This window comes from Pseudomonas sp. MPB23, from assembly GCF_046605395.1.
In the GTDB taxonomy this organism is placed as follows: Bacteria; Pseudomonadota; Gammaproteobacteria; order Pseudomonadales; family Pseudomonadaceae; genus Aquipseudomonas.
Window position 1 is genome coordinate 3773550 of sequence record NZ_CP176771.1, and the last position, 23822, is coordinate 3797371.

Annotated in this window: 18 protein-coding genes; 2 read left to right on the forward strand and 16 right to left on the reverse strand. The window is 63.0% G+C overall.

All coding sequences use genetic code 11. The features are described 5' to 3' along the window. Positions 1-148 precede the first annotated feature (148 nt). The 8 genes from ACLH0J_RS17215 to ACLH0J_RS17250 all read right to left on the reverse strand — a co-directional run bounded on the left by ACLH0J_RS17215 (position 149) and on the right by ACLH0J_RS17250 (position 10245). Entirely contained in the window at positions 149-1789 is a 1641-nt protein-coding gene (locus ACLH0J_RS17215; RefSeq protein ID WP_411388263.1) for a BatD family protein, read from the reverse strand. Continuing rightward, entirely contained in the window at positions 1786-3525 is a 1740-nt protein-coding gene (locus tag ACLH0J_RS17220) for a tetratricopeptide repeat protein (protein WP_411388264.1), read from the reverse strand. The genes ACLH0J_RS17215 and ACLH0J_RS17220 overlap by 4 nt, the downstream gene beginning before the upstream one ends. Next, positions 3522-4610: a vWA domain-containing protein gene (locus ACLH0J_RS17225; protein WP_411388265.1), complete on the reverse strand. Its 1089-nt coding sequence runs from the start codon at positions 4608-4610 to the stop codon at positions 3522-3524. The genes ACLH0J_RS17220 and ACLH0J_RS17225 overlap by 4 nt, the downstream gene beginning before the upstream one ends. Then, positions 4603-5097 carry a DUF4381 domain-containing protein gene (locus ACLH0J_RS17230; RefSeq protein WP_411388266.1) on the reverse strand — a complete coding sequence of 165 codons (495 nt, stop codon included), beginning with the start codon at positions 5095-5097 and terminating at the stop codon, positions 4603-4605. The genes ACLH0J_RS17225 and ACLH0J_RS17230 overlap by 8 nt, the downstream gene beginning before the upstream one ends. Then, the gene (locus ACLH0J_RS17235; protein ID WP_411388267.1) at positions 5094-6026 is read right to left on the reverse strand and encodes a DUF58 domain-containing protein; all 933 of its coding nucleotides are present in this window, start codon (positions 6024-6026) and stop codon (positions 5094-5096) included. The genes ACLH0J_RS17230 and ACLH0J_RS17235 overlap by 4 nt, the downstream gene beginning before the upstream one ends. 5 nt (positions 6027-6031) lie before the next feature. Continuing rightward, positions 6032-6991 carry an AAA family ATPase gene (locus ACLH0J_RS17240; RefSeq protein ID WP_411388268.1) on the reverse strand — a complete coding sequence of 320 codons (960 nt, stop codon included), beginning with the start codon at positions 6989-6991 and terminating at the stop codon, positions 6032-6034. A gap of 203 nt (positions 6992-7194) precedes the next feature. Continuing rightward, complete coding sequence (locus ACLH0J_RS17245; protein WP_411388269.1) at positions 7195-9756, reverse strand: S8 family serine peptidase; 2562 nt, start codon at positions 9754-9756, stop codon at positions 7195-7197. A gap of 138 nt (positions 9757-9894) precedes the next feature. Further along, positions 9895-10245: a hypothetical protein gene (locus tag ACLH0J_RS17250; protein ID WP_411388270.1), complete on the reverse strand. Its 351-nt coding sequence runs from the start codon at positions 10243-10245 to the stop codon at positions 9895-9897. 490 nt (positions 10246-10735) lie between these two features. On the opposite strand from ACLH0J_RS17250, the gene ACLH0J_RS17255 reads away from it, so the two are divergent. Further along, positions 10736-15595: an NAD-glutamate dehydrogenase gene (locus ACLH0J_RS17255; protein ID WP_411388271.1), complete on the forward strand. Its 4860-nt coding sequence runs from the start codon at positions 10736-10738 to the stop codon at positions 15593-15595. A 95-nt stretch (positions 15596-15690) separates the two neighbouring features. On the opposite strand, the gene ACLH0J_RS17260 is transcribed toward ACLH0J_RS17255, so the two are convergent. From ACLH0J_RS17260 to ACLH0J_RS17275, 4 genes are all read right to left on the reverse strand, one after another. After that, a complete protein-coding gene (locus tag ACLH0J_RS17260; protein ID WP_411388272.1) occupies positions 15691-16716 on the reverse strand; it encodes a tetratricopeptide repeat protein in 1026 nt (341 codons plus the stop codon). Positions 16717-16806: 90 nt separating this feature from the next. Next, positions 16807-17493, reverse strand: a complete 687-nt coding sequence (locus ACLH0J_RS17265) for a GntR family transcriptional regulator (protein ID WP_411388273.1) — start codon at positions 17491-17493, stop codon at positions 16807-16809. 17 nt (positions 17494-17510) lie between these two features. Next, positions 17511-18212, reverse strand: coding sequence for a FadR/GntR family transcriptional regulator (locus tag ACLH0J_RS17270; RefSeq protein WP_411388274.1), 702 nt, complete (start codon positions 18210-18212; stop codon positions 17511-17513). A 63-nt stretch (positions 18213-18275) separates the two neighbouring features. Continuing rightward, on the reverse strand, positions 18276-19601 hold the full coding sequence (locus ACLH0J_RS17275) for a C4-dicarboxylate transporter DctA (protein WP_411392847.1): 1326 nt from the start codon (positions 19599-19601) through the stop codon (positions 18276-18278). 216 nt (positions 19602-19817) lie between these two features. Here ACLH0J_RS17275 and ACLH0J_RS17280 point away from each other — a divergent pair, with 216 nt between their 5' ends. After that, positions 19818-20450 carry a DNA-3-methyladenine glycosylase I gene (locus tag ACLH0J_RS17280; protein ID WP_411388275.1) on the forward strand — a complete coding sequence of 211 codons (633 nt, stop codon included), beginning with the start codon at positions 19818-19820 and terminating at the stop codon, positions 20448-20450. Between the two features lie 59 nt (positions 20451-20509). Here ACLH0J_RS17280 and ACLH0J_RS17285 read toward each other — a convergent pair whose 3' ends face one another. The 4 genes from ACLH0J_RS17285 to ACLH0J_RS17300 all read right to left on the reverse strand — a co-directional run bounded on the left by ACLH0J_RS17285 (position 20510) and on the right by ACLH0J_RS17300 (position 23779). Beyond that, positions 20510-21277, reverse strand: coding sequence for an SDR family oxidoreductase (locus ACLH0J_RS17285; protein WP_411388276.1), 768 nt, complete (start codon positions 21275-21277; stop codon positions 20510-20512). Positions 21278-21300: 23 nt separating this feature from the next. Beyond that, positions 21301-22368, reverse strand: a complete 1068-nt coding sequence (locus tag ACLH0J_RS17290) for a phosphotransferase family protein (protein WP_411388277.1) — start codon at positions 22366-22368, stop codon at positions 21301-21303. 129 nt (positions 22369-22497) lie between these two features. Next, positions 22498-23451, reverse strand: a complete 954-nt coding sequence (locus tag ACLH0J_RS17295; protein ID WP_411388278.1) for a 2-hydroxyacid dehydrogenase — start codon at positions 23449-23451, stop codon at positions 22498-22500. Between the two features lie 118 nt (positions 23452-23569). Then, the gene (locus ACLH0J_RS17300) at positions 23570-23779 is read right to left on the reverse strand and encodes a hypothetical protein (protein ID WP_411388279.1); all 210 of its coding nucleotides are present in this window, start codon (positions 23777-23779) and stop codon (positions 23570-23572) included. Positions 23780-23822 lie beyond the last annotated feature (43 nt).

Below are 23822 nucleotides of genomic sequence, written 5' to 3' on the forward strand. Positions count from 1 at the left end.
GCGCGGGCGACTAGCTGTTAGATTTGACAGTGGCGACAAACGGTGCAAAAGGCAGGGTGATTGACCTGGGCTCGAAGTTGTCGTTTTTCGCCGCAAGGGGAACTGAATCGCTGTCAGGCGTCAATCATGAAGCGCCCCCCGATGGGCATCATTTTGGGTACAGCGGTGGCAGGCTGGTGGAGTCAGTCGTCGGGTCTTGTTCGCGCTCGGCCATCGGAATGGCCCTGATTGCCCGCCACAGGTCCTCACCCAGCCAATACTGGCCGCTCTCGCTGTACAACGCGCCATTCAACCCATCCAGCGCATCCGACAGCGGTACAAAACGCGCGGCCATGTCCGCCAGGGTTTCCGGTTGTTGGCGGGCCCAGGCGTCGAGGGCCTGGCGGGTGGCCTGGGGGTCGTTGGCCTGGGTGGCGCGCTTGAGGTCGTCGAGCAAGGTACGCGGGCTCGGGCCGGTTTGGGTCGCGCGCTGCACGGCCGGTTGGCGGCGGGCACGCCACCACAGGCCAAAGCCCAGCAGGGTGGTGCAGGCCAGGAGCAAGGTGCTCAGTTGCCACAGCCACAGGCGGCTGTCGTCGGGGGCGGTGATGATGGTGGGCGTAGCGGGCGTGTCCACCACCAGGCTCGGGTTGACCGCCACCTGCAGGGTGCGGGCCGCGATGCTGGTGCGTTCCAGATGGTCTTCGTAGGTGTTCCACCACACCACCTCCACGGCGGGCAGTTCAAGCGCACCGACGCGGATGGGCACCAGGGCTTCGCGGTCTTCGCGGCTGCCGATCAGGCCACGGTCGTTGCTCTGGTTGCCGAGCACCGGTTGGTCCGGGTAACGGCGCAGGCCGGCGGTGTCGGGGCTGGCCAGGGCCGGCAGTTGCGCGCTGGACAAGCCTTCTGCCTTGACCGTGAGGTTGCGGGTCAGGGAGTCGCCGACCTGCACGTGCTCGGGTTCAGGGTTCCAGCTTTCCGTCAAGGTCAGGCTGCGCGCCGGCAACCAGGGCGTATCGGCGGGGTACAGCGCCGGTTTGGGCTTGACTGTCAACGCCAGTGGCGCCGAACTCACATGAATCAACTTGCCGGGCTTGGTGCCTTGCAAGGTGTTCTCTTGGGGCGGGCGCGATTCCACCAGGGTCGCGCTGAACGTCTGCGCCGGAATCTCCAGGGCTCCGCTGTGTTGCGGATAGATCGCGTAGCGGGTTTCGATCACGCCATGGCGAATGCTGTTGATCACCTTTTCATAGGTGCGCGACTCGCCCAACTGTTCCACGCGGGCATCGGGAATCTGCAAGGGCGTGAGGCTGCTGTCGTCATACAGCGACACCGAGTGGTACACGCGCACGGTCAACAGCGCCTGGGCCTGCACGTACACGCTGGTCTGGTCGAGGTTGGCTTCGATGAACACCGGGGCCAGTTCCGCGCTGGTGTCCTGGCTGGCGGTTTCCAGCACTTGCAGGCTGATCGGCTGGGTCTTGTACTCGCCCACTTGCAGCGGCGGGATGACGACCGTGCCGTTTTCCTTGGGCAGCAGGGTGATGATCCAGCGCGTGGTCGCGTGGTTATCGCCGCCCAGGGTGGTGAGCTGGTTGAGCTGGCGTGTGCCGCTGACTTCGAACTGTGCATCCAGGGGCGACAGGTCGGGCTTGCCGAATTGGGTGACGTCGGTGGATTCCACCGTCAACTCCACCGTTTCCCCGGAATTGAGGCGGTCGCGGTCGACGCTGGCGACCAGGTTCGCCGCCTGGGCGTGGCCTGCCGATAACGCGAGCAGGAACAGTAGGGTGGTGCGGCGGCTCATCGAGTCTTGTCCTGATGTTGTTGCTGTTCGTACCAGAATTTGCGCCGCAGCAGCTCGCCGGGGTTGTCCGGGATCTCCTGCAGCCATTGTTCCAGGGCCTGGCGGCGTTCGCCGTCGAGGCTGGTGTCGCTGGGGCGCAGCGGCGGCGTGGTGGTTTGTTCGTCGCCCAGCTCGCTGCCCGGCACCTCATTGCCACCGGCTTGGGCGGTGCCGCCGGCCTGGGTCTCGCCGCTGCCGGTGTCGCCCGGCCCTTCGGCGGAGGGCTCGGCGCCAGTGGCACTTTGCCCGGTGGTGCCCGGTTGTGCAGTTTGGCCGGGTTGGGTGGTTTCGTCATCCTCGTTTTCGGCCGGCTGCTCGGGGGCGGGTTGGGCCTGTTCCTGCAGCAGGGTTTCCACCAGGGCTTTGTTTTTCAGCGCCGGTTGCAGGTCGGGTTGGGCTTCCAGGGCCTGTTCGTAGGCGTCGATCGCGGCTTCCAGCTCGCCGGACTTGGCCAGGGCGTTACCGCGATTGTAGTGGGCGTAGGCGTCGTTGCCCTGGGCGAAGCGCTTGATGGCCTCGGCATAGTTGCCGGCTTCGTACAGCGCCACACCTTGCCATTGCGGGTCTTCGAAGTGCTCGGCGGCCTCGGCGGGGCGTTTTTTCTTGAGCAGGTATTGGCCTTGCTGGTCGGGGCGCAGCCACAGGTCCTGCAGGCCAAACGCGTAGCTGGGCTGGGGCGCGGTCAGCAGCAGCAGGGGCAGGCAGAACAGCCAGCCACGGCGCCCGGCGCAGGCGGCGAGCAGCAGCAAGGGCAGCAGCAGCCAGTAACCCTGGTCGGCCCAGGTGTCGAGGTGCAGCAGTTGACCGTCGTCGCGCAGGGTTTGCGGCGCGTCGAGCACGCCGAGTTGGCGCAGGTCTTTGTCGTCCAGGCGGGCGGCGCGGTAGTGTCCGCCCATTTCGCTGGCGAATGCCTTGAGGGTGGGGCTGTCGAGGCGCGGCACGAGGATCGCGCCTTGTTCGTCCTTGAGGAATTCGCCGCTTTCCTGGGTCACCGGCGTACCTTCGCGGCTGCCAATGCCGAGGATCGACAGGCTCGGCGCCTGGCCACTTTGCAGCAACAGGCGAATGCCCTGGCGTTCCTGCTTGGACAGCGACGAGCCGATCAGCAGCAGGCGCCCCTGGCCGAGTCCTCCTTGCTTGAGCAAGCCCAGGGCTTTGTCCACCGCCAGGTCGGCGCGATGGCCGGACTCGGGCATGAGCGAAGGGCGCAGTGCTTCGAGCAGGTTGCGGCTGGTGGCGAGGTCGTCCGACAGCGGCACCAGGGTGTGGGCGCTGCCGGCGTAGACGACGATGGCGGTTTGCGCGTCGCTGCGCGCTTGCAGCAGGTCATACAGCTTGCGCCGTGCCTGTTCGAGGCGATTGGGCGGGCTGTCGGTGGCGAGCATTTCCGGGGTCAGCTCCAGCAACACCACCAACGGGTCGGAGGGTTTCTGGCTGGGCTGTTCGACCCGTTGCCAACTGGGGCCGAGCAACGCCAGCACGGCCAATAGCCAGGCAATGCCGAGCATGACCCACGGCGAACGGCTTTCGCGACCGCTGCCACCGCTGAGCAACACGGCGTGGAAGGCCGGCGGCAGGATCATCTGCCAGCGCCCGGCGCGCTTTTGCCGGTGCCACAGTTGCCACAGCAACCAGCCGAGCAGTGGCAGCAGCAACAGCCACCAAGGACGGAACCAATGCGGCCACAGGTCGATCATCGACGTCTCCGCAAACGCAGGCGCTTGAGGCGCTGGCGCCATTCAGGGTGTTGTTGCAGGAAAATCCCCTTGCTCGACAGTTTGTTGAAGACTCGTTGCAATGCGTTATTCGGCCAGCGTTCCTGAACCACCAGCAACATGCTCAGCACCAGGGCCAGGGCCAGGGGCGCGCTGTACAGCGCCTGGGACGGGCGGGCCTGGGTCGGTTGCTGTTCGACCGGTTCAAGCCGGTCGAGGGTGTCTTTGATCGCTTGCAACTCTTGGCCATCGCGGGCACGGAAGTATTGCCCGCCGGTGGCCTCGGCAATGGCCTTGAGCGCGGGCTCATCGAGGTCCAGGCTCGGATTGACGCCGAGGATTCCCAGGGAACCGGTCTGTTCCGGGTCGGCGCCGATGCCGATGGGGTAGATCTTCACGCCTTCTTCAGCGGCCAGGCGCGCGGCGGTCAGCGGGTCGATCTGCCCGGCGTTGTTGGCGCCGTCGGTCACCAGGATCAGCACCCGGCTTTGCGCGGGGCGCTGGCGCAGGCGTTTGAGGGCCAGGCCGATGGCGTCGCCGATGGCGGTGTTCTTGCCGGCGATGCCGATGCGTGCTTCATCCAGCCAGGTGCGTACGGTGTGCCGGTCGAAGGTCAACGGCGCTTGCAGGTAGGCCTGGCTGCCGAACAGGATCAGGCCCACGCGGTCGCCTTCGCGGTCTTCAAGAAAATCGCCGAGCAAATGTTGCACCAGGTTCAGGCGGCTGACGTCGTCGTCGTGCCAGTGCATGTCGGGGAAATCCATGGAGCCGGACACATCCACCGCCACCAGCAAGTCGCGGCCGCTGGCGGCAATCGGCAGCGGTTCGCCGAGCCATTCCGGGCGGGCGGCGGCGCTCAACAGCAGCAGCCAGAGCACCACGAACGGCGCTTGCTGGCGCCAGCCCGGCAGGTTGACCCGGGCACGGCGGCCGGCGAGGCTTTCGAGGTCGCCGAGGTAGCTGACTTTCAACGCCGGCTCGCCGCTGTCGGCCGCCGGCAGGATCAGCCGCATCACCCAGGGCAACGGCAGCAGTACGAAGACCCATGGCCAGGCGAACTCAAACATGTTTGCGAATCCAGGTGTCGACAGCTTGGGTCAGGCCGGCGATGGCTTTGTCGTCGAGTTTGCATTCGGGCTTGTAGGCTCCTTCGACCAGCACCATCCAGCGCGTGAGGCCGGCGGCGGGGCAGCGGTTATCGAGGAAGGCCAGCCATTTGCGTCCGTTGAGGGTGTGGCTCTGGCTGTAGGGGTAGTCGTTGCGGCACAGGCGCTTGAGCAGGCCGTTGAGCTGTTGCAGCCACGCACCGGCGGGCGCGCCGTCGTAGGGGCGGGGCATCAAGGCCAGTTCGGCCAGAGCGGCGATGCGCAGCGGGTCCAGCGGCTGGTCGGCACGCGCCACGGGGCGACGCACCGGCAAGAAGCGTCGCAACCACCACAGCCCCCAACCGAGCAACGGGATGAGCAGCAATAACAGCCACCAGCCCGGCGCAGGGGGCCAGAAGCCGATGCTGGGCGGGGCGATCAGCGGTTGCAGTTGGTCGAGGCTGCTCATTGCTTTTTAACCGGGCGTTGCGGGTTGAGGTATTCGCGCAGTTGCTCGACCATTTCGCTCTGGGTGCTCAAGGGCATCAGCAAGATGCGCAATTTCTGTGCGAGCAATTCCCAGCGAGCGCTGCGCACTTCAGCCTGGGCCTTGTAGGCCTGGCGCAGATCGACGTTCAGCGTATCCAGTTCCAACTGCGCGCCCCTTTGCGCGAAACGCAGCAGCCCGGCGGCGGGCAGGGCGTGGTCCAGCGGGTCGGAAATCGGCAGCAGCAGCAGGTCGCAATGGCGCGACAGCAGGCTCAACTGTTGTTCGGCGCCGTCGGTCAGCGCTCGTTCGTCGCAGATCACAATCACCAGGCTGCCGGGGCGCAACACTTCGCGGCCACGGCGCAGGGCCATGCCCAGGGCGTCGGTTTCGGGGCGGCTTTCGGTGTTCAGGCTCTGGTTGACGCGCACCAGGCGGTTGAGCAGTTGCAGCAGGCTTTGCTTGCTGCGGCGCGGTTTGATTTCGTAGTGCTCGTTATCGCCGAACACCAGCCCGCCGACGCGGTCGTTGTGCCCCAGCGCCGCCCAGCCGATCAGGCTCGCCGCCTGGGCCGCCAGTACTGACTTGAACATCAGCCCCGAGCCGAAAAACAGCCGGCAGCTTTGTTCGACCATGATGAAAATCGGCCGCTCGCGCTCTTCGTGGAACAGCTTGGTGTGCGGCTCCTGGGTGCGCGCCGTGACGCGCCAGTCGATGGTGCGCACGTCGTCGCCCGCCTGGTACACCCGCACCTGGTCGAAGTCGACCCCGCGTCCGCGCAGCTTGGAATGGTGCAGGCCGATCAGCGGGCTGCGCTGGCTCGGCGTGGAAAACAGCTGCACTTCGCGCACGCGGTGGCGCATCTCAATCAATTCGCTGAGCGTGACGCGGACTCCATCGCTGGCGTTCATGGATTTCAAGCGACGGCAACGACGTCGAGAATGCGCTGCACCACGCGGTCCTGGTCAATGCCGGCGGCTTCGGCCTCGAACGACAGAATGATGCGATGGCGCAAGACGTCGAACAGCACCGCCTGGATGTCTTCCGGGCTGACAAATTCACGCCCGGCCAGCCAGGCATGGGCGCGCGCGCAGCGGTCGAGGGCGATGGAGCCGCGCGGGCTGGCGCCGTAGGCGATCCACTCGGCCATTTCCGGGTCGAACTTGGCCGGGGTGCGCGTGGCCATGACCAGTTGCACCAGGTATTCCTCCACTGCATCGGCCATGTACAGGCCGAGGATTTCCTTGCGCGCGGCGAAGATCGCCTGCTGGCTGACGCGGCGCTCGGGCTTGGTTTCACCGTTGAGCGCTTCGCCACGGGCCTGTTGCAGGATGCGGCGTTCGACGGCGGCGTCCGGGAAGCCGATCTTGACGTGCATCAGGAAGCGGTCGAGCTGGGCTTCGGGCAGCGGGTAGGTGCCTTCCTGCTCGATGGGGTTTTGCGTGGCCATCACCAGAAACAGCGGGGACAGGTCGTAGGTGCTGCGCCCGACGCTGACCTGACGCTCGGCCATGGCTTCCAGCAGGGCCGACTGCACCTTGGCCGGCGCGCGGTTGATCTCGTCGGCCAGCACCAGGTTGTGGAAGATCGGCCCTTGCTGGAACACGAAGCTGCCGGTTTCCGGGCGATAGATCTCGGTGCCGGTGATGTCGGCGGGTAACAGGTCGGGGGTGAACTGGATGCGATGGAACTGCGCTTCGATGCCTTCGGCCAGCTCTTTGATCGCCTTGGTCTTGGCCAGGCCCGGCGCGCCTTCGACCAGCATATGGCCGTCGGCGAGCAGGGCGATCAGGAGGCGATCGATGAGTTTTTCCTGGCCGAGAATCTGCGTAGCAAGAAAGGTTCGCAGCGCAAGCAGCGCTTCACGATGTTCCATCGATGACGGTTCCTGGAGAGATGAGCCCTGGGCACGGTGAAAAATGCCTGGCCTGGGGCGCCTACTTTAATGCATCGGGCGGGGTGGCGACTAACGGCGCGCGGGGTATTTTGTGGAAAATGTGGGAAATATCTGAAGATACGAGGGATTGTGGCGAGGGTGTCGGCGTAGAGCACCCTCGTCACCTGAGCGAATGATCGACGTTACGGGCACGGCACCCCAAGCTGCCATTCCTTGCCGTACGCGGCAGAGTTGACGTCCGGTGGCTTGTTGAGGTTGTAGAAGTTCTGTTTGTAGACCTTGCCGTTGTACGACACCGACTCTGCATAGGTCGAATAGACCTTAGTGGCAGACCAGGGCGGAATGTTGCCGCAATTGCCTGACTCCGGCGTGGGTTTGACGGTGAACTGTTTGTCCAGTCTTGTCAGGCCGCCGCGCCCGTCGCTCACCGCGACACTGATCGTCGCACGGGTGTCGTTGCTGACGGGGCGGGCAGTCACGCTGATGCTGCGGGTGTTGCGGATGCTCGCGGTGAGCACGTCCGGAAGCGTCCAGGCGTAGGTCATGGGGTCGCCATCCGGATCGCTGGTGTTGGCGATGAAGTTTACGGTCGTGCCTGATTCGATCGTCTCATTGCCCGTCACGTTGCCCGTAGGTGGCCGGTTTGCGGGGGCGCCGGCAGTCACGTTCACGCTGTGGCTGGTGGTCGCGGTTCGGCTGCGTTCATCGGTCACGGTCAGGGTGATAGTGCGGGTTCCGGCTGTATTCGGCGCCACGAAGCTGCTGGACGACTGCGCCGACGAAGCCGGGTTGAAGCCGTTTGCCGCCCAGGCAAAGCGCAAGCCTTGACCTGTCGAGGAGACCCCTGACAACAGCACGGCCTTGCCGGCTTCCACACTGGCTGGCCCGGTTATCCGGGCGACTGGAAGCTCACTGCCGCCGCCGCAGGTGCCCAGGCGTCGCCAGGGTTTGGCGGCGCCGGTTTCAACGAAGTTCAAGTCGGGACGGGCGTTTTGGGTCCAGTGCGCCACTTGGTAGTTGTAACCGCTGTAGGACACGCGTTCGCCAGCAACGGCATACACCTTGTTGGCCACCCAGGGTGTGGCGCAGTCGCCCAGGGGTGCGGCCTTGATGGTGATGTTTTCGGTCAGGCCGAGGGTGTGGGTGCCGTCGGAAACATCCACGGAAATTGAGGTCAGGGTGTCGACGGGTACGGTGGGGGCGGTCAATGACAACGTGGGGCCATCACCGGTCGCAGGGGTGAACCCGGTGGCATTCCAGCGGAACGTCAGCAGTTTAGGCGATTCGGCGTAGACATGGCTGATGAACGTCTCGCCCGATCTGGCCTCTTCAGGGACGGCCAGGCGGCCGGTGGGCGGTTGACCGACGCCGTCGGCGAGCATTTTCTTGATGGCCGCGTCCAGGTCAGGCTGCACGCCGATCTGGGTGCGGTTGCCGTCGCTCTGCGGGTAGCCCGTGGCAACCAGGATTCGACGCAGTTCTTTGGGCGGCAGGTTGCCCAGGTCATGGGCCCGTGCGACGCCCTGGAGCGATGCCATTACCCCGGCAATGATCGGGTTGGCCGACGAGGTGCCGCTGTACGTATGGGTGTAGCCGCTGGTTGGGTTGCTGGCACTCCAGGTGGTCGTGGTGACGGAGCCGCCCCAACTGAACAAGTCCACGCGGCTGCCATATTGGGAAAACCACGCTCTCAATCCGGTCTTGGGCTCGACGGCCCCGGCATAGATACTCCCGGAATCGAATCGGTTGCGATCGAACCAACCGTTGAAGTAGGGGTGATCCAGATCGATATTGCCGTTCGCGGCAGCGAGTACCACATGCACGCCTTTTTCTTCGGTCAGGTAGGTAATGATGTCGCGCACGGTCTTGTTGTACTCGAGCGGCATAAAGCAATCGGCGGTGCAGCCTGCCTCGGGCAGTGTGGTGTATTTGTAGTGCACGCCTAATTGCACGACATCGCCCGCACTCAGGCGCTCGGCGGTTTGCATCAGGCGGTCGGAGCCGAATTGGGCATAGCCCAGTTGTGCGGCGGGGACGATGCCGGTGGTGCCGAAGGCATTTTCCCTGGAGGCGATTGTGCCGACGCTGGCGGTGTCGTGATAGCCGGTCTCGGCCCCGGCGTCGACTTCCAGAAAGGGTTTGGGCAAGTCCGCGTGGTCGTAGGACCAATGGTCGATTTCCGACGAAATCACTCGCATGTTCTCACCCTTGCCTCCGGGCACCTTCCAGGCTTGCACCGCGTTGACGCCGCCGATCTTGTAGGGCGCCACGGCTTGCTGGCCAAACAGATAGTGCTGGCGTTCGGTGTAGTCCGGGATGCCGCTGCGTGGGCTGGCCTCGACGGGGGCGGCCCTGTCGTCGTGCATGCCATCGACCAGCGGTTCGAAGTCGGCGTCCTCAATGGCCGGATCCTGCTTGAGTTGCGCCGCCAGCGCTTGGGCCTGCGCGGGCGTGAGGTGGCGGGTATCGATGATGTAGTAGCGGTCCAGTCGATGCCGATGCAGGGCTTGAGCGTCCTCCAGCGTGCGGGCCTTGGCGGGGGGCACCAAGGGTTTGATATTGGGCACGCGGTGCTGGAAGGTGCTTGATGGATCGACATTGTCCTGGACGCTGTGCGACCGGGAGCCATCGTCTTTGATCAGCAGGATCAAGTGTGAATAGTCGGTGTTGGCCGGTGGCGCCGAGAGTGCCGACGCGGCGGCGGCCCAGAGACCGATAGCCAGAACTTTGCTGAGGGATTTCATCGCGTCACCTGGGCAGTCACCGTCCAATGCTGTGATCAGCTAAGGCGTAAAAAACCAGGGGGGATACTGTTAGAAATAACAGTGCCGACGAACGGTCAAACGCCTCGTGGTTGGCTACCTGGGGGCGTGAGACGCTATTCAGGCGCGAATATAGGTACCGGTGCCCTTGAGGATGTTCTGCAGGGTTTCTTCGACTTCCGCCATATCTTCCGGTCGGGTGCCGTGGGTAATGTCCAGATGATCCTTGCCGCCCAGGGCATCGGCGTCGCCGGCGGCCAGTTCTACCCGCAGGGTGCTGTCACTCAGGGTGATCTTCAAGCCGTCCAGGGTCGACGGCTCATAGTCCCAGGTCAGTTCCACTTCGTCTTCGTCGGGGTAGCGGGTCAGCATGAACATCTCGCCCTTGTCGCTATGGCAGCAGAGCATGGCCATGTTGTCTTCTTCGTCATCGCACGGGTTGACGATCAGGTGGGCGGTGGTCAATTGCATGGGAAATCCTGTAGAGGGGAGGGCGCGGTCGGGCAATTGTGCCACTGCGGCGAATTTTGTGCTGTGGGTTGTGTCAGGCACAGCGCATGACCTGAGGCGCCGAATCAGTCATTTTCGATACTCATATCGCAGAAAACCGCTGGTTTTTTCACCGTGGATTCCGGGTTGTCCAAGTCGCAACCAGCGGCCTGCTTACCGATGACCGAATATGTCGCAGCGTTGCAAGCAGCGGTCTTCGTACACCCGTTAAGCTGCGTAGCGGATGTACATGTGCCGGGCGCTTGACCTGCCCGTCGTACCGTCACCTGGCAAGGTGCGTATCTTATGGAAGTTGTATGTGACCTCATTGTCTTGTCCAGCTTCACCCACCTGTCACCCTGATTCGTTTATGGTGCTTACAGCGTTACCTGCGAACAGAGCTGACGGTCTCCCCGCAAGGGGATAACACGCGACGCTTCCATCAATAACAAGCCCAAGCGGAGTACCACAGATGGCGTTCTTCACCGCAGCCAGCAAGGCCGATTTCCAGCATCAACTGCAAGCGGCACTGGCGCAGCACATCAGTGAACAGGCACTGCCACAAGTGGCGCTGTTCGCTGAGCAATTTTTCGGCATCATTTCCCTGGATGAACTGACCCAGCGTCGCCTTTCCGACCTGGCCGGTTGCACCCTGTCTGCCTGGCGCCTGCTTGAGCGCTTCGACCACACCCAACCGCAAGTGCGGGTCTACAACCCCGATTACGAACGTCATGGCTGGCAGTCGACCCACACCGCCGTCGAAGTGCTGCACCACGACCTGCCCTTTTTGGTGGACTCGGTACGCACCGAACTGAACCGCCGTGGCTACAGCATCCACACCCTGCAGACCACTGTGCTCAGCGTGCGCCGTGGCAAGAAGGGCGAGCTGCTGGAAATCCTGCCAAAAGGCACCCAGGGCGAAGGCATCCAGCAAGAATCGCTGATGTACCTGGAGATCGACCGCTGCGCCAATGCCGCTGAGCTGAACGTGCTGAGCAAGGAGCTGGAGCAGGTACTGGGCGAAGTGCGCGTGGCCGTGGCCGATTTCGAGCCGATGAAGGCCAAGGTCCAGGAACTGCTGGAAGGCATCGACGCCAGCCCGTTCAGCATCGACGGTGAAGAAAAAACCGAGATCAAAAACTTCCTCGAATGGCTGGTGGGCAACCACTTCACCTTCCTGGGCTATGAAGAATTCGTGGTACGTGACGAGGCGGACGGCGGTCATATCGAGTATGACGCCAACTCCTTCCTCGGTCTGACCAAGCTGCTGCGCGCCGGCCTCACCGCCGACGACCTGCGCATCGAAGACTACGCCGTGTCCTACCTGCGCGAGCCGACCGTGCTGTCGTTCGCCAAGGCCGCTCACCCCAGCCGCGTGCACCGCCCGGCTTACCCGGACTATGTGTCGATCCGCCAGATCGACGCCGACGGCAAGGTGATCAAGGAATGCCGCTTCATGGGCCTCTACACCTCCTCGGTGTATGGCGAAAGCGTGCGGGTCATCCCTTATATCCGCCGCAAGGTCGCGGAAATCGAACGCCGTTCGGGCTTCCAGCCCAAGGCGCACCTGGGCAAGGAACTGGCCCAGGTGGTCGAAGTGCTGCCACGCGACGACCTGTTCCAGACCCCGGTCGACGAGCTGTTCAGCACCGTGATGTCGATCGTGCAGATCCAGGAACGCAACAAGATCCGCGTGTTCCTGCGCAAAGACCCGTACGGTCGTTTCTGCTACTGCCTGGCCTACGTGCCGCGCGACGTCTATTCCACCGAAGTGCGCCAGAAGATCCAGCAAGTGCTGATGGATCGCCTGAAGGCCTCGGACTGCGAGTTCTGGACCTTCTTCTCCGAATCGGTGCTGGCCCGCGTGCAACTGATTCTGCGGGTCGACCCGAAGAACCGCATCGACATCGACCCGCTGCAACTGGAAAAAGAAGTGGTGCAGGCCTGCCGTAGCTGGCAGGACGACTACTCCAGCCTGGTGGTCGAAAGCTTCGGCGAAGCCCACGGCACCAACGTGCTGGCGGACTTCCCGAAAGGCTTCCCGGCCGGCTACCGCGAGCGCTTTGCTGCGCATTCGGCGGTGGTCGACATGCAGCATTTGCTCAGCCTCACCGAAGCCAACCCGCTGGTGATGAGCTTCTATCAGCCGCTGGGCCAGGTCTCTGGCCAGCGCGAGCTGCATTGCAAGCTCTACCACGCCGATACGCCGCTGGCGCTGTCCGACGTGTTGCCGATCCTGGAAAACCTCGGCCTGCGCGTGCTGGGTGAATTCCCGTACCGCCTGCGCCATGCCAATGGCCGTGAGTTCTGGATCCATGACTTTGCGTTCATCGCCGCCGAAGGCGTGAACCTGGATATCCAGCAGCTCAACGACACCCTGCAGGACGCGTTCGTGCACATCGTGCATGGCGACGCCGAGAACGATGCGTTCAACCGCCTGGTACTCACCGCCGGCCTGCCATGGCGCGACGTGGCGTTGCTGCGTGCCTACGCGCGTTACCTCAAGCAGATCCGCCTGGGCTTCGACCTGGGTTACATCGCCAGCACCCTGAACAACCACACCGACATCGCCCGCGAGTTGACCCGGTTGTTCAAGACCCGTTTCTACCTGGCGCGCAAGCTCACCGCCGACGACCTGGAAGACAAGCAGCAGCGCCTGGAACAAGCGATCCTCAGCGCCCTGGACGACGTTCAGGTGCTCAACGAAGACCGCATCCTGCGTCGCTACCTGGACCTCATCAAAGCGACCCTGCGCACCAACTTCTACCAGACCGACGCGAACGGCCAGAACAAGGCGTACTTCAGCTTCAAGTTCGACCCGCGGGCCATTCCTGAACTGCCCAAGCCGGTGCCGAAGTTTGAAATCTTCGTCTACTCGCCACGCGTCGAAGGCGTGCACCTGCGCTTTGGCAACGTGGCGCGTGGCGGCTTGCGCTGGTCCGACCGTGAAGAAGACTTCCGCACCGAAGTGCTCGGCCTGGTAAAAGCCCAGCAAGTGAAGAACTCGGTGATCGTGCCGGTCGGCGCCAAGGGCGGCTTCCTGCCGCGTCGCCTGCCATTGGGCGGCAGCCGCGACGAGATCGCGGCCGAGGGCATCGCCTGCTACCGCATCTTCATTTCCGGCCTGCTGGACATCACCGACAACCTCAAGGACGGCGCCCTGGTGCCGCCGGTCAACGTCGTGCGCCATGACGGCGATGACCCGTACCTGGTGGTGGCGGCGGACAAGGGCACTGCGACCTTCTCCGACATCGCCAACGGTATCGCCATCGACTACGGCTTCTGGCTCGGCGATGCGTTCGCCTCCGGCGGTTCTGCCGGTTACGACCACAAGAAAATGGGTATCACCGCCAAGGGCGCGTGGGTCGGTGTTCAGCGCCACTTCCGTGAGCGCGGCATCAACGTGCAGGAAGACAGCATCACCGTGGTTGGCGTCGGCGACATGGCCGGCGACGTGTTCGGTAACGGCCTGTTGATGTCCGACAAGCTGCAACTGGTCGCGGCCTTCAACCACCTGCATATCTTCATCGACCCGAACCCGAACCCGGCCACCAGCTTCGTCGAGCGCCAGCGCATGTTCGAGCTGCCGCGTTCGGCGTGGAGCGACTACGACACCAGCATCATGTCCGAAGGCGGCGGTATCTTCTCGCGCAGCGCGAAGAGCATTGCGATCTCGCCGCAAATGAAAGAACGCTTCGACATCCAGGCCGACAAGCTGACCCCGACCGAACTGCTGAACGCTTTGCTCAAGGCGCCGGTGGACCTGTTGTGGAACGGCGGTATCGGCACTTACGTCAAGGCCAGCACCGAAAGCCATGCCGATGTGGGCGACAAGGCCAACGACGCACTGCGCGTCAACGGCAACGAGCTGCGCTGCAAGGTCGTGGGCGAGGGCGGTAACCTCGGCATGACCCAGTTGGGTCGTGTGGAGTTCGGCCTCAATGGCGGCGGTTCCAACACCGACTTCATCGACAACGCCGGCGGCGTGGACTGCTCCGACCACGAAGTGAACATCAAGATCCTGCTCAACGAAGTGGTGCAGGCCGGTGACATGACCGACAAGCAACGCAACCAGTTGCTGGCGAGCATGACCGACGAAGTCGGCAGCCTGGTGCTGGGCAACAACTACAAGCAGACCCAGGCCCTGTCCCTGGCCGCACGCAAAGCCTATGAGCGTGCCGCCGAGTACAAGCGCCTGATGAGCGACCTGGAAAGCCGTGGCAAGCTGGACCGCGCCATCGAGTACCTGCCGACCGAGGAGCAACTCATCGAGCGTGCGTCGACCGGCAAGGGCCTGACGCGTCCGGAGCTGTCGGTGTTGATCTCCTACAGCAAGATCGACCTCAAGGAAGCGCTGCTCAAGTCGCTGGTACCGGATGACGAGTACCTGACCCGCGACATGGAGACCGCGTTCCCACCGAGCCTGGTGGCCAAGTTCGGCGAGGCGATGCGTCGCCACCGTCTGAAGCGTGAGATCGTCAGCACCCAGATCGCCAACGACCTGGTCAACCACATGGGCATCACCTTCGTGCAACGACTCAAAGAGTCGACCGGCATGAGCCCGGCGAACGTGGCCGGCGCCTACGTGATCGTGCGTGACATCTTCCACCTCCCGCACTGGTTCCGTCAGATCGAAGCCCTGGACCACCAGGTTTCCGCCGACGTGCAACTGGAGCTGATGGACGAACTGATGCGCCTGGGCCGTCGCGCTACGCGCTGGTTCCTGCGCAGCCGTCGCAACGAGCAGGACGCTGGGCGTGACACCGCGCACTTCGGGCCGCACCTGGCCGCGCTGGGCCTCAAGCTCGACGAACTGCTTGAAGGCCCGACCCGTGAAGGCTGGCAGACCCGCTACCAGGCCTACACCGAAGCCGGCGTACCGGAGTTGTTGGCACGCATGGTGGCAGGCACGACGCACCTGTACACCTTGCTGCCGATCATCGAAGCCGCCGACGTAACCGGGCATGACGCCGCCGAAGTGGCCAAGGCCTACTTCGCCGTCGGCAGCGCGCTCGACCTGCCATGGTACCTGCAGCAGATCAGCGATCTGCCGGTGGCCAACAATTGGCAGGCTGCGGCCCGCGAAGCCTTCCGCGATGACGTGGATTGGCAGCAACGGGCGATCACCATCTCGGTCCTGCAAATGGCCGACGCGCCACAAGACATGGAAGCCCGTGTGGCCCTGTGGCTTGAGCAGCACCAGGACATGGCTGATCGCTGGCGCTCGATGATGGTGGAAATCCGTGCGGCGGTTGGCACGGACTATGCCATGTATGCGGTGGCCAACCGTGAACTGCTGGACCTGGCGTTGAGCGGTCAGTCGGTGCTTTAAACCCTTCACCGGCTGTTGAACAGAAAAAATCCCCGCATTGAACGATGCGGGGATTTTTTTATGGACCGCCCGTCAGGCTGAATGAGCCTTGGTGATCAGTATGGCCTGCCCACCAGATTCAGTGGCCCCAAGGACTTGAATACCGTCGGTATGCTTGCCTGCATCTCGGTGTGAAGGGTGTTGGCGGCTGAGATTTGCTGCGGGGTCATTTGGTGCCAAATGGCGTCCAGGTCGTTTTTCAGTGTTTCAGCGACCGGATATTCCGGCAGTTTGGGCAGGGCAAATGTGAGCACTGCATAGGCCTTGGCCAGGTCTTTTTCGAGCCCGTACGTACGCGGCGCGGTCGGATGCCGCTGTACAACGTTGGACATGCCTTCGCCGTGGCGTGGCATGGCGGCCAGTGCGTACCCGTACTCCAGAAGCGCATCCAACTGCCCCAACCGGGCGAACTGGATCAGCCTTTGTTGTTTTTCCAGAACGCTTGCGGTGGAGTTGCGCGAAAATACGCGGTCAGCCAGCGCCGACCGGTCGCCGCCGTCGGCGGCTTTCTGCAGGAGTTCTTCAATCAGGGCATTGCGCTCTACGGCATTGGGCACCCGTTGTGGTGCCTTGCGGTAGGCGTCGGCGAGTTGGAATTGGGCGGTGTGATCGTTGCGGGCAACGGCCATATCCAGCCATTTCACGTCATTGGTGAGGGTAAACAGCAGCCTCATGGCCTCTGTCGCGCCCGCCGTTGCCGCGGGTGTCAGCAGTTCACTGGCTTTCTCCAGGGATTCGGCGTCGCCCAATCGCAGCAGTGCGGGGACATGGTGCTGAGCGGCTGCGAGCCTGAGCCATTTCCTGGTTTCTTCTGACGGTACGCGAAAGCCGCCATCCCGACGAGTGACGCAGGTTGCCATGGCGTACTGTGCCTCGACGTTACCCTGCGCGGCCGCAACAGTCAGGCACAGTTCGGCTTTGTCAAAGCTCTCAAGCGCGAACAGTTCAAGGCCGATCTTTCTTGCAATTTGATTCAGTTGGTCAAGTGGTTCGTTGAGACTCGCGTCGAGTGAGGTTTTCTGGATGTTCAGCTGTGAAAGCAAGGTGAACAGCGTTGGCAATGTTTGAGCGTCTACGTACATGAGTGTTACCTGTGATTAGGCACTTGAAGTGTGCAAACACAGGTTATGAAAACAGGCTCAACCAGGAGCCCTACATACCTATGGAAACCGTCAGTGGCGATTCAGAAGTTTTGTTTCCAGATGATCCAGATGCCGGGTCATCAGTGCCACGGCGGTGTTCGAGTCTCGTTGTTCCACCGCGTCGACAATCGCCCTGTGTTCCTGCCACGCACAATACGTGCAGGCCTGCCTCTCATACTGCGCAATGATCAGCGACGTCAGCGGTACCAGGCTATTGAGGAACTGCGCCAGCGGCCCATTGCCGGCAATGGCGGCCAATTGCAGGTGAAACTCCCCCGACAAGCGAATCGCCGGCCCGCGCTGGTCGCCCTCGATGCATTCGCGTTCGCGGGCAATCAGCTCGCGCAGTTGATGTATCTGCGCGGGCGTTGCATGGGCGCAGGCCAGTTGCACCACCGTGATCTCCGTCATCCGCCGTGCTTCCAGAATCTGCCGTGCCTGCTGGGCATCCGGTGCGGCGACCCGGGCCCGTTGGTTCGGACGTAGGATGATCACTTGCTGATGGGACAGCTTGGCCAGCACCCGGCGAATCACGCTGCGGCTCACGCCAAAGGTTTCCCCCAGGCCTTCTTCGGTGAAGCGGCTGGACGGGGCGATACGTTGTTCGAGGATCGCATCGAACAGCCGCGGGTAGATGTCGTTCACCGAGGGCTTTTTGCCTGCCACCAGGCGCAGGGCCGGGACAATGGGATCGCGTTGCAGGGCGTGGGCGCTCATGGCCGGTCTCCAGAAAATCAACTGCCCAGATGGTCATCCGGGATGTTCAAGTGAATGCCCATGCGCAGGCCTTCCTGGAGGATGTGCCGGCGCATCTCGGCACTGGCCAGGGCGCTGTTCTTGTTGCGGATGGCGCGCACCACTGCCTCGTTTTCCTGCAGGCGCTCCGCCAGGTGTTCGGGGGAGTTGCGCAGCACCTGGGCGCTTTGCTTGAGGGCGTTGCTGGTCTGTTGCACCACGTTCTGGAAGATCGGGTTGGAGGTCAGCGCGAAGAGTTCTTCATGGAAGCCGATGTACGCGTTCATGCCGGCTTCGGCGTCGCCCGCATCCAGGGCTTCGCGCATGTCCATCAGGGTCAGGCGCAATTGGCCGACTTCCTTGCTGCTGATGGACTGGGCCACCAGGCCGACGATGAAGGGCTCGAGGGTGTAGCGCAGTTGCAGGATATCTTCGAGGCTGGCGTCGGCCACGGCGTCGCCGGACTGCGGTTCACTGATGCTGGTTTCCAGCACCACCACGCCTTTGCCGGGCATGGAACGCACCAGGCCGAGGGTTTCCAGCACGATCACCGCTTCACGCAGGCTGGGCCGGCTGATGCCCATTTGTTCGGCCAGTTCGCGTTGGCCGGGCAGCATTTCGCCACGCCGCCACTGGCCCCGCGCCAGGGCGGCGCGCAGTTTTTCTACGACTGAATTGACGACGGTTGAGGTGCTGATCACGTCGTGCGCTCCTTGAATAAGACGGTTGCGTGTAAGCACCGGCTTGCCGGCGCCTACGGGGGGTTAGAATTCCTGGTGGGTGGGCAACACCGGTTTTTTGGTTTGGAAGGCATAGCCTTGCTGGCCGTCGAGCACCTTGTTGGCGCGCTGCAGGTCAATGTCGTTTTCCCAGCGCGCAATGGCCACGGTGGCCACGCAGTTGCCGATCAGGTTGGTCAAGGCACGGCCGATGCCCATGAACCAGTCCACCGCCAACACCAAGACCAGGCCGACCACCGGAATCGCCGGGATCGCCGTGAGCGTCGCCGCCAGAATCACCAGCGCGGAACCGGGAATGCCGTGGGCGCCCTTGGAGGTGATCAGCGAGACCAGCAGGATCGTCAGCAGGTCGGTCATCGACAGCGGCGTGCCGGTGGCATTGGCGATAAACACGATGGCCAGGGTCAGGTAGATCGAGAAACCGTCGAGGTTGAACGAATACCCCGTCGGAATCACCAGGCCCACGGTCGAACTGCCGATGCCCAGGTGTTCCAGCTTGCGCATGATCTGTGGCAGCACCGCGTCGGACGAAGCGGTGCCCATCACGATCAGCAGCTCTTCGCGCAGGTACTTGAGCAGCGGCAACATGCGCAGGCCCGACAGGCGCATGACCGCGCCGAGGATCAGCGCGACAAACGCAAAGCAGGTCAGGTAGAACAGACCGACCAGGCTGCCCAGGTGTTGCAGGGAGTCCAGGCCATAGGTGCTGGTGGTGAAGGCGATCGCGCCAAATACGCCGATGGGCGCCAGGCGTACGATCATGCCCATGATGCGGAAGATGACGTGGCTCAGCTCGTTGATCAGCCGCGAGATGCCCGACGCCGCTTCGCCCACCAGGTTCAGCGCGCTGCCGAACAGCACCGAAAACAACAGCACTTGCAGCACGTTGTTGTCGGCAAAGGCGCCGATCACCGAGTTGGGGATCAGGTCCATCAGGAACTGGCTGGTACCCTTGATGTGCTGGCCTTTGTTGGCCAGTTCATTCAAACCGGCGGAGGAGAGCTGCTCCAGGTGGATATTGGCGCCGGTGCCGATGCCGGTGCTGAACGCCATGATCAGGCCGATCACCAGGGCCACGGTGGTCAGCACTTCAAAGTAGATCACCGACTTGAGGCCGATGCGCCCGACTTTTTTCAAGTCGCCGGCACCGGAAATGCCGCTGACCACCACGCAGAACACGATCAGGCCGATCAGCATTTTGATCAGCTTGATAAAACCGTCGCCCAAGGGTTTGAGTTGCGAGGAGAACTCGGGAAGGGCCAGGCCGCAGACAATGCCGAGCATCAGGCCAATCACGACTTGCAGGAAAATCGAACGCGAGCACCATCTGAGCATGGGAGGAATCTCTATTCGGTGCCCTGGTGGTTCCAGGGCTAATTGTTGTGGTCTTACCGGTAAGTCCAGTGCGCGGCCAGTCTACGCCGGGTTTTTTTGAAATCACAAGTCATTATTTGTCGGTTGACAGCTCCCGGTCTGACCAGTTGATCGCCAAGGGCGATGCTTGAGCGGTTGGCGGGCGGGAAAATGTTTCGCTTATCATCCGCCGCTCGGCACAGGAGGTGATGGATGGACAGACCAGGCTTGAGCAGCGATGACCGCGGGCAGATCCACTGCAGTTGGCGCACGGCGGCGCCGGAATACCCGCGTTACCACGACCACGAGTGGGGCGTGCCGGTGGCGGATGACATCCAGTTGTACGAGAAGATCTGCCTGGAGGGCTTTCAGGCGGGCATGGCGTGGATCACCATCCTGCGCAAGCGCGAGCAGTTCCGGGTGGCGTTCGAGGGCTTCGATTTTCGTCGCGTGGCGCAGTATGGCGAGGCGGATATCCAGCGCCTGATGCAGGATGCGGGCATCGTGCGTAACCGGGCGAAGATCGTCTCTGCCATCAACAATGCGCGCCGGGCCTGTGAGTGGGTGGATGAAACCGGTTCGCTGGCGCAGTGGTTGTGGGCGTTCGAGCCTAGCGCGCAGGAACGCCCGACGGTAGTGGACATGGCCTACTGGACGGCCAATCCGACGTCACCCGCCTCGGTGCGATTATCCAAAGCCTTGAAGAAACGCGGCTGGACCTACGTCGGCCCGACCACGATGTATGCGCTGATGCAGGCGACGGGCATGGTCAACGATCACCTGGAAGGCTGCGCCTGCCGGCCACGCATCGAAGCGTTGCGTCGCCAATTCAAACGCCCCACCTAAAAGCGCTGCATTATCGTTGACGAAGCCCGCGCCTACAGGGGGTTGTGTTGTTTGTGGGGTCAGGACAGGAAGCCGCCGTCCACATTCAGCGATACGCCGGTGGTGTAGCTCGACGCATCGCTGGCCAGGTACAGCACCGCGCCGGCCATCTCGCTCGGGTCGGCCACGCGTTTGAGCGGGATCTGCGCCAGGGCCATTTTCAGGATCGCGTCGTTTTTCACCAGCGCCGAGGCGAACTTGGTGTCGGTCAGGCCTGGCAGCAGGGCGTTGCAGCGAATGCCGAACGGCGCGCACTCCTTGGCGAATACCTTGGTCATGTTGATCACGGCGGCCTTGGTCACCGAGTAGATGCCCTGGAACACACCTGGCGAGATGCCGTTGATCGAGGCGACGTTGATGATGCTGCCGCCGCCGTTTTCGCGCATCAGCTTGCCGGCTTCCACCGACATGAAGAAGTAGCCGCGAATGTTCACATCGACGGTCTTCTGGAAGGCGCCGAGGTCGGTGTCCAGCACGTTGCAGAATTGCGGGTTGGTCGCGGCGTTGTTGACCAGGATATCCAGGCGCCCGAACTGCTCGCGGATGCCGGCGAACACCTGGGTGATCTGTTCCATTTCGCCGATGTGGCAAGCAATCGCGGTGGCCTTGCCGCCGTCGGCGATGATCGCGTCCGCCACGTGCTGGCAGCCTTCGAGCTTGCGGCTGGAGACGATCACGTGGGCGCCTTGCTGGGCCAGCAGCTTGGCGATGGCTTCGCCGATGCCACGGCTGGCGCCGGAAACAAAAGCAATCTTGCCGTCGAGGTCGAACAGGTGGGTCTTGGACATGGGAGGTTCCTTGTTATAGGCGATCAGAGCGCGGATTTGCCGATGACGTTCAGGCTCATCTGCTCCAGCAGCTTGTTCATCTGGATGAACTGCGCAAAGCGTTTGTCCTGGGTCTGGCCATGGAAGAAACGGTAGTAGATCTGCTGCACGATGCCGGCCAGGCGGAACAGGCCGTAGGTGTAGTAGAAGTCGAAATTGTCGATCTGCAGGCCGGCGCGCTCGGCGTAGTAATCCACGAACTCGCGGCGTGTGAGCATGCCGGGGGCGTTGCTCGGCTGGCGGCGCATCAGTTGCACCGGTGCCGGGTCATTGGCTTCGATCCAGTAGGCGAGGGTGTTGCCCAGGTCCATCAGCGGGTCGCCGAGGGTGGTCAGCTCCCAGTCCAGCACGCCGATGATCTGCATCGGGTTGTGCGGGTCGAGGATCACGTTGTCGAAGCGGTAATCGTTGTGCACGATGCTCGAGGTCGGGTGGTCGGCGGGCATTTTGTCGTTGAGCCAGGCGCGTACCGTTTCCCATTTGGGCGCATCGGGGGTCAGGGCCTTTTCGTAGCGCTCGCTCCAGCCGCGAATCTGCCGTTGCACGTAGCCTTCGGGTTTGCCCAGGTCGGCCAGGCCGCAGGCGTTGTAGTCCACCTGGTGCAGCTCGACGAGCTTGTCGATGAAGCTTTTGCACAGCGCCTCGGTCTTGGCCGCATCCAGGCCCAGTTCGGCCGGCAGGTCGGAGCGCAGGATAATGCCCTTGACCCGTTCCATCACATAGAACTCGGTGCCGATCATCGAGGTGTCGGTGCAGTGCACATAAGCCTTGGGGCAATACGGGAAACCGTCCTTGAGCTGGTTGAGGATGCGGAACTCGCGCCCCATATCGTGGGCGGACTTGGCTTTGTGGCCAAAGGGCGGGCGGCGCAGGACAAATTCCTGGCCGGGGTATTCCAGCAGGTAGGTCAGGTTTGACGCGCCGCCGGGGAACTGGCTGAGGGTGGGCGTACCGCTCAGGCCCGGGATATGGGCCTTGAGGTAGGGATCGATCAGGCTGACATCAAGTTCTTCGCCTGGGCGAATCTGGGTCGATTGGTCGTTCAGCGCCATGCTTATCCCTTCTGCTTATTTTAAAGGCCTCGGACTATTTCCTAATCTAATGCGCGTAGCCGCCCAGCGACAAGGTCGGGGCGGCTTAATAGGTTAGCGTGTTGAAGGGTGATCAGCGTGCCTGATCGGTCATTTTTCGGGCGCAGGCAAGGCCACAGGCGTGAGCACCGGACGGCCGGCAAAGTATTCCACCAGGTTGTCGGCCACCCGTTGCACGGTGTCGTGGGCCGCTTCCGGCGACAGGCCGGCGACGTGGGAGGTGAGCACGGTATTGCCCAGGCGCTTGAGGGCGTCGGGTACGCCGGGCTCGTCGTCGAACACGTCCAGGGCCGCGCCGCCGATACGGCGTTGTTCAAGGGCGGTGACGAGGTCGGCGGTGACGATCACGCTGCCGCGGCCGATATTCACCAGGAAGCCGTTCGGGCCCAGGGCGTCCAGGGCGTAGCGATCGATCAGGTGGCGAGTGCCGGGGCCGCCGGGTGTGGCCAGGATCAGGAAGTCCGAGGTGCGCGCCAGTTCCACGGGCGATGCGCAATAGGTGTAGTCCACGTCATCGCGGGGTTGGCGGTTGTGGTAGCTCACGTGCATGCCGAAGCCCAGGGCGGCGCGCGTGGCGATCTCCAGGCCGACCGCCCCCAGCCCGAGAATGCCCAAGTGTTTACCGCCCAGGGACGGGCGCATCACCTTGGGCCATTCGCCGCGCCGCACGGCGGCGTCGGTCTGGGGAATGCCGCGCACCAGCGACAGCAGCAGCGCCATGGCATGGTCCGCCACCGACGGTGCATTCACCCCGGCGCCGTTGGTGACCACAATCCCGCGGTTGCTCGCGGCCTGCAGGTCGACATGCTCGAAGCCGGCACCGATCACACAGATGATTTCCAACAGCGGCAGGGCGGCGATTTCCTCGGCATACAAGCCCAGCGGACCACGGGTCAGGACCGCCTGAATCCGCTCGCCATGGGTCTTGATCGCCTGGCTGCGTTCGGCCGGGGTCGGCGCCAGGATCACGTGGAAGTCATTGCTTTCGATGATCGACAGGTAGTCGTTGATGGTTTCAACCAGGACCAGAACGGTGACAGGCATGGGAAGGCTCTTCCAGGGGCTTTGATGGAAGAGAGTATGCACATTTTACCGGGTGTTTCGGCTATCCCTTGTTGAAAAAGCGCCGCGGCTCAGACCCCGCGACGCAGTTTGAACAGACTTAACCGATTCGCGCGTAGGGAATCAGGGTGGGCCTGGATTTGGGCGCCTGGTACTCGGTGCCGTTGAACGGGAAGCTGGGCGGTTCAGGTCGCTGTGGGGCGACGGCGTTTTTCTGGTTGATTTGCGCCTCGACGTGCTGCGTGACGGCATCCACCATCAGGCCGGTATTGAAGAAAGGGTTCTGAATGTTTGGCAGCATGAGGGTCATGTTGGGTACTCCTGGCACACGGGATTGGTCGGGGGTTACATGC

Excerpts from the sequence above, each read along its gene's own strand:
- ACLH0J_RS17215 (WP_411388263.1), bottom strand. The coding sequence starts at position 1,789 with ATGAGCCGCCGCACCACCCTACTGTTCCTGCTCGCGTTATCGGCAGGC.
- ACLH0J_RS17220 (WP_411388264.1), bottom strand. The coding sequence starts at position 3,525 with ATGATCGACCTGTGGCCGCATTGGTTCCGTCCTTGGTGGCTGTTGCTG.
- ACLH0J_RS17225 (WP_411388265.1), bottom strand. The coding sequence starts at position 4,610 with ATGTTTGAGTTCGCCTGGCCATGGGTCTTCGTACTGCTGCCGTTGCCC.
- ACLH0J_RS17230 (WP_411388266.1), bottom strand. The coding sequence starts at position 5,097 with ATGAGCAGCCTCGACCAACTGCAACCGCTGATCGCCCCGCCCAGCATC.
- ACLH0J_RS17235 (WP_411388267.1), bottom strand. The coding sequence starts at position 6,026 with ATGAACGCCAGCGATGGAGTCCGCGTCACGCTCAGCGAATTGATTGAG.
- ACLH0J_RS17240 (WP_411388268.1), bottom strand. The coding sequence starts at position 6,991 with ATGGAACATCGTGAAGCGCTGCTTGCGCTGCGAACCTTTCTTGCTACG.
- ACLH0J_RS17245 (WP_411388269.1), bottom strand. The coding sequence starts at position 9,756 with ATGAAATCCCTCAGCAAAGTTCTGGCTATCGGTCTCTGGGCCGCCGCC.
- ACLH0J_RS17250 (WP_411388270.1), bottom strand. The coding sequence starts at position 10,245 with ATGCAATTGACCACCGCCCACCTGATCGTCAACCCGTGCGATGACGAA.
- ACLH0J_RS17255 (WP_411388271.1), top strand. The coding sequence starts at position 10,736 with ATGGCGTTCTTCACCGCAGCCAGCAAGGCCGATTTCCAGCATCAACTG.
- ACLH0J_RS17260 (WP_411388272.1), bottom strand. The coding sequence starts at position 16,716 with ATGTACGTAGACGCTCAAACATTGCCAACGCTGTTCACCTTGCTTTCA.
- ACLH0J_RS17265 (WP_411388273.1), bottom strand. The coding sequence starts at position 17,493 with ATGAGCGCCCACGCCCTGCAACGCGATCCCATTGTCCCGGCCCTGCGC.
- ACLH0J_RS17280 (WP_411388275.1), top strand. The coding sequence starts at position 19,818 with ATGGACAGACCAGGCTTGAGCAGCGATGACCGCGGGCAGATCCACTGC.
- ACLH0J_RS17285 (WP_411388276.1), bottom strand. The coding sequence starts at position 21,277 with ATGTCCAAGACCCACCTGTTCGACCTCGACGGCAAGATTGCTTTTGTT.
- ACLH0J_RS17290 (WP_411388277.1), bottom strand. The coding sequence starts at position 22,368 with ATGGCGCTGAACGACCAATCGACCCAGATTCGCCCAGGCGAAGAACTT.
- ACLH0J_RS17295 (WP_411388278.1), bottom strand. The coding sequence starts at position 23,451 with ATGCCTGTCACCGTTCTGGTCCTGGTTGAAACCATCAACGACTACCTG.
- ACLH0J_RS17300 (WP_411388279.1), bottom strand. The coding sequence starts at position 23,779 with ATGACCCTCATGCTGCCAAACATTCAGAACCCTTTCTTCAATACCGGC.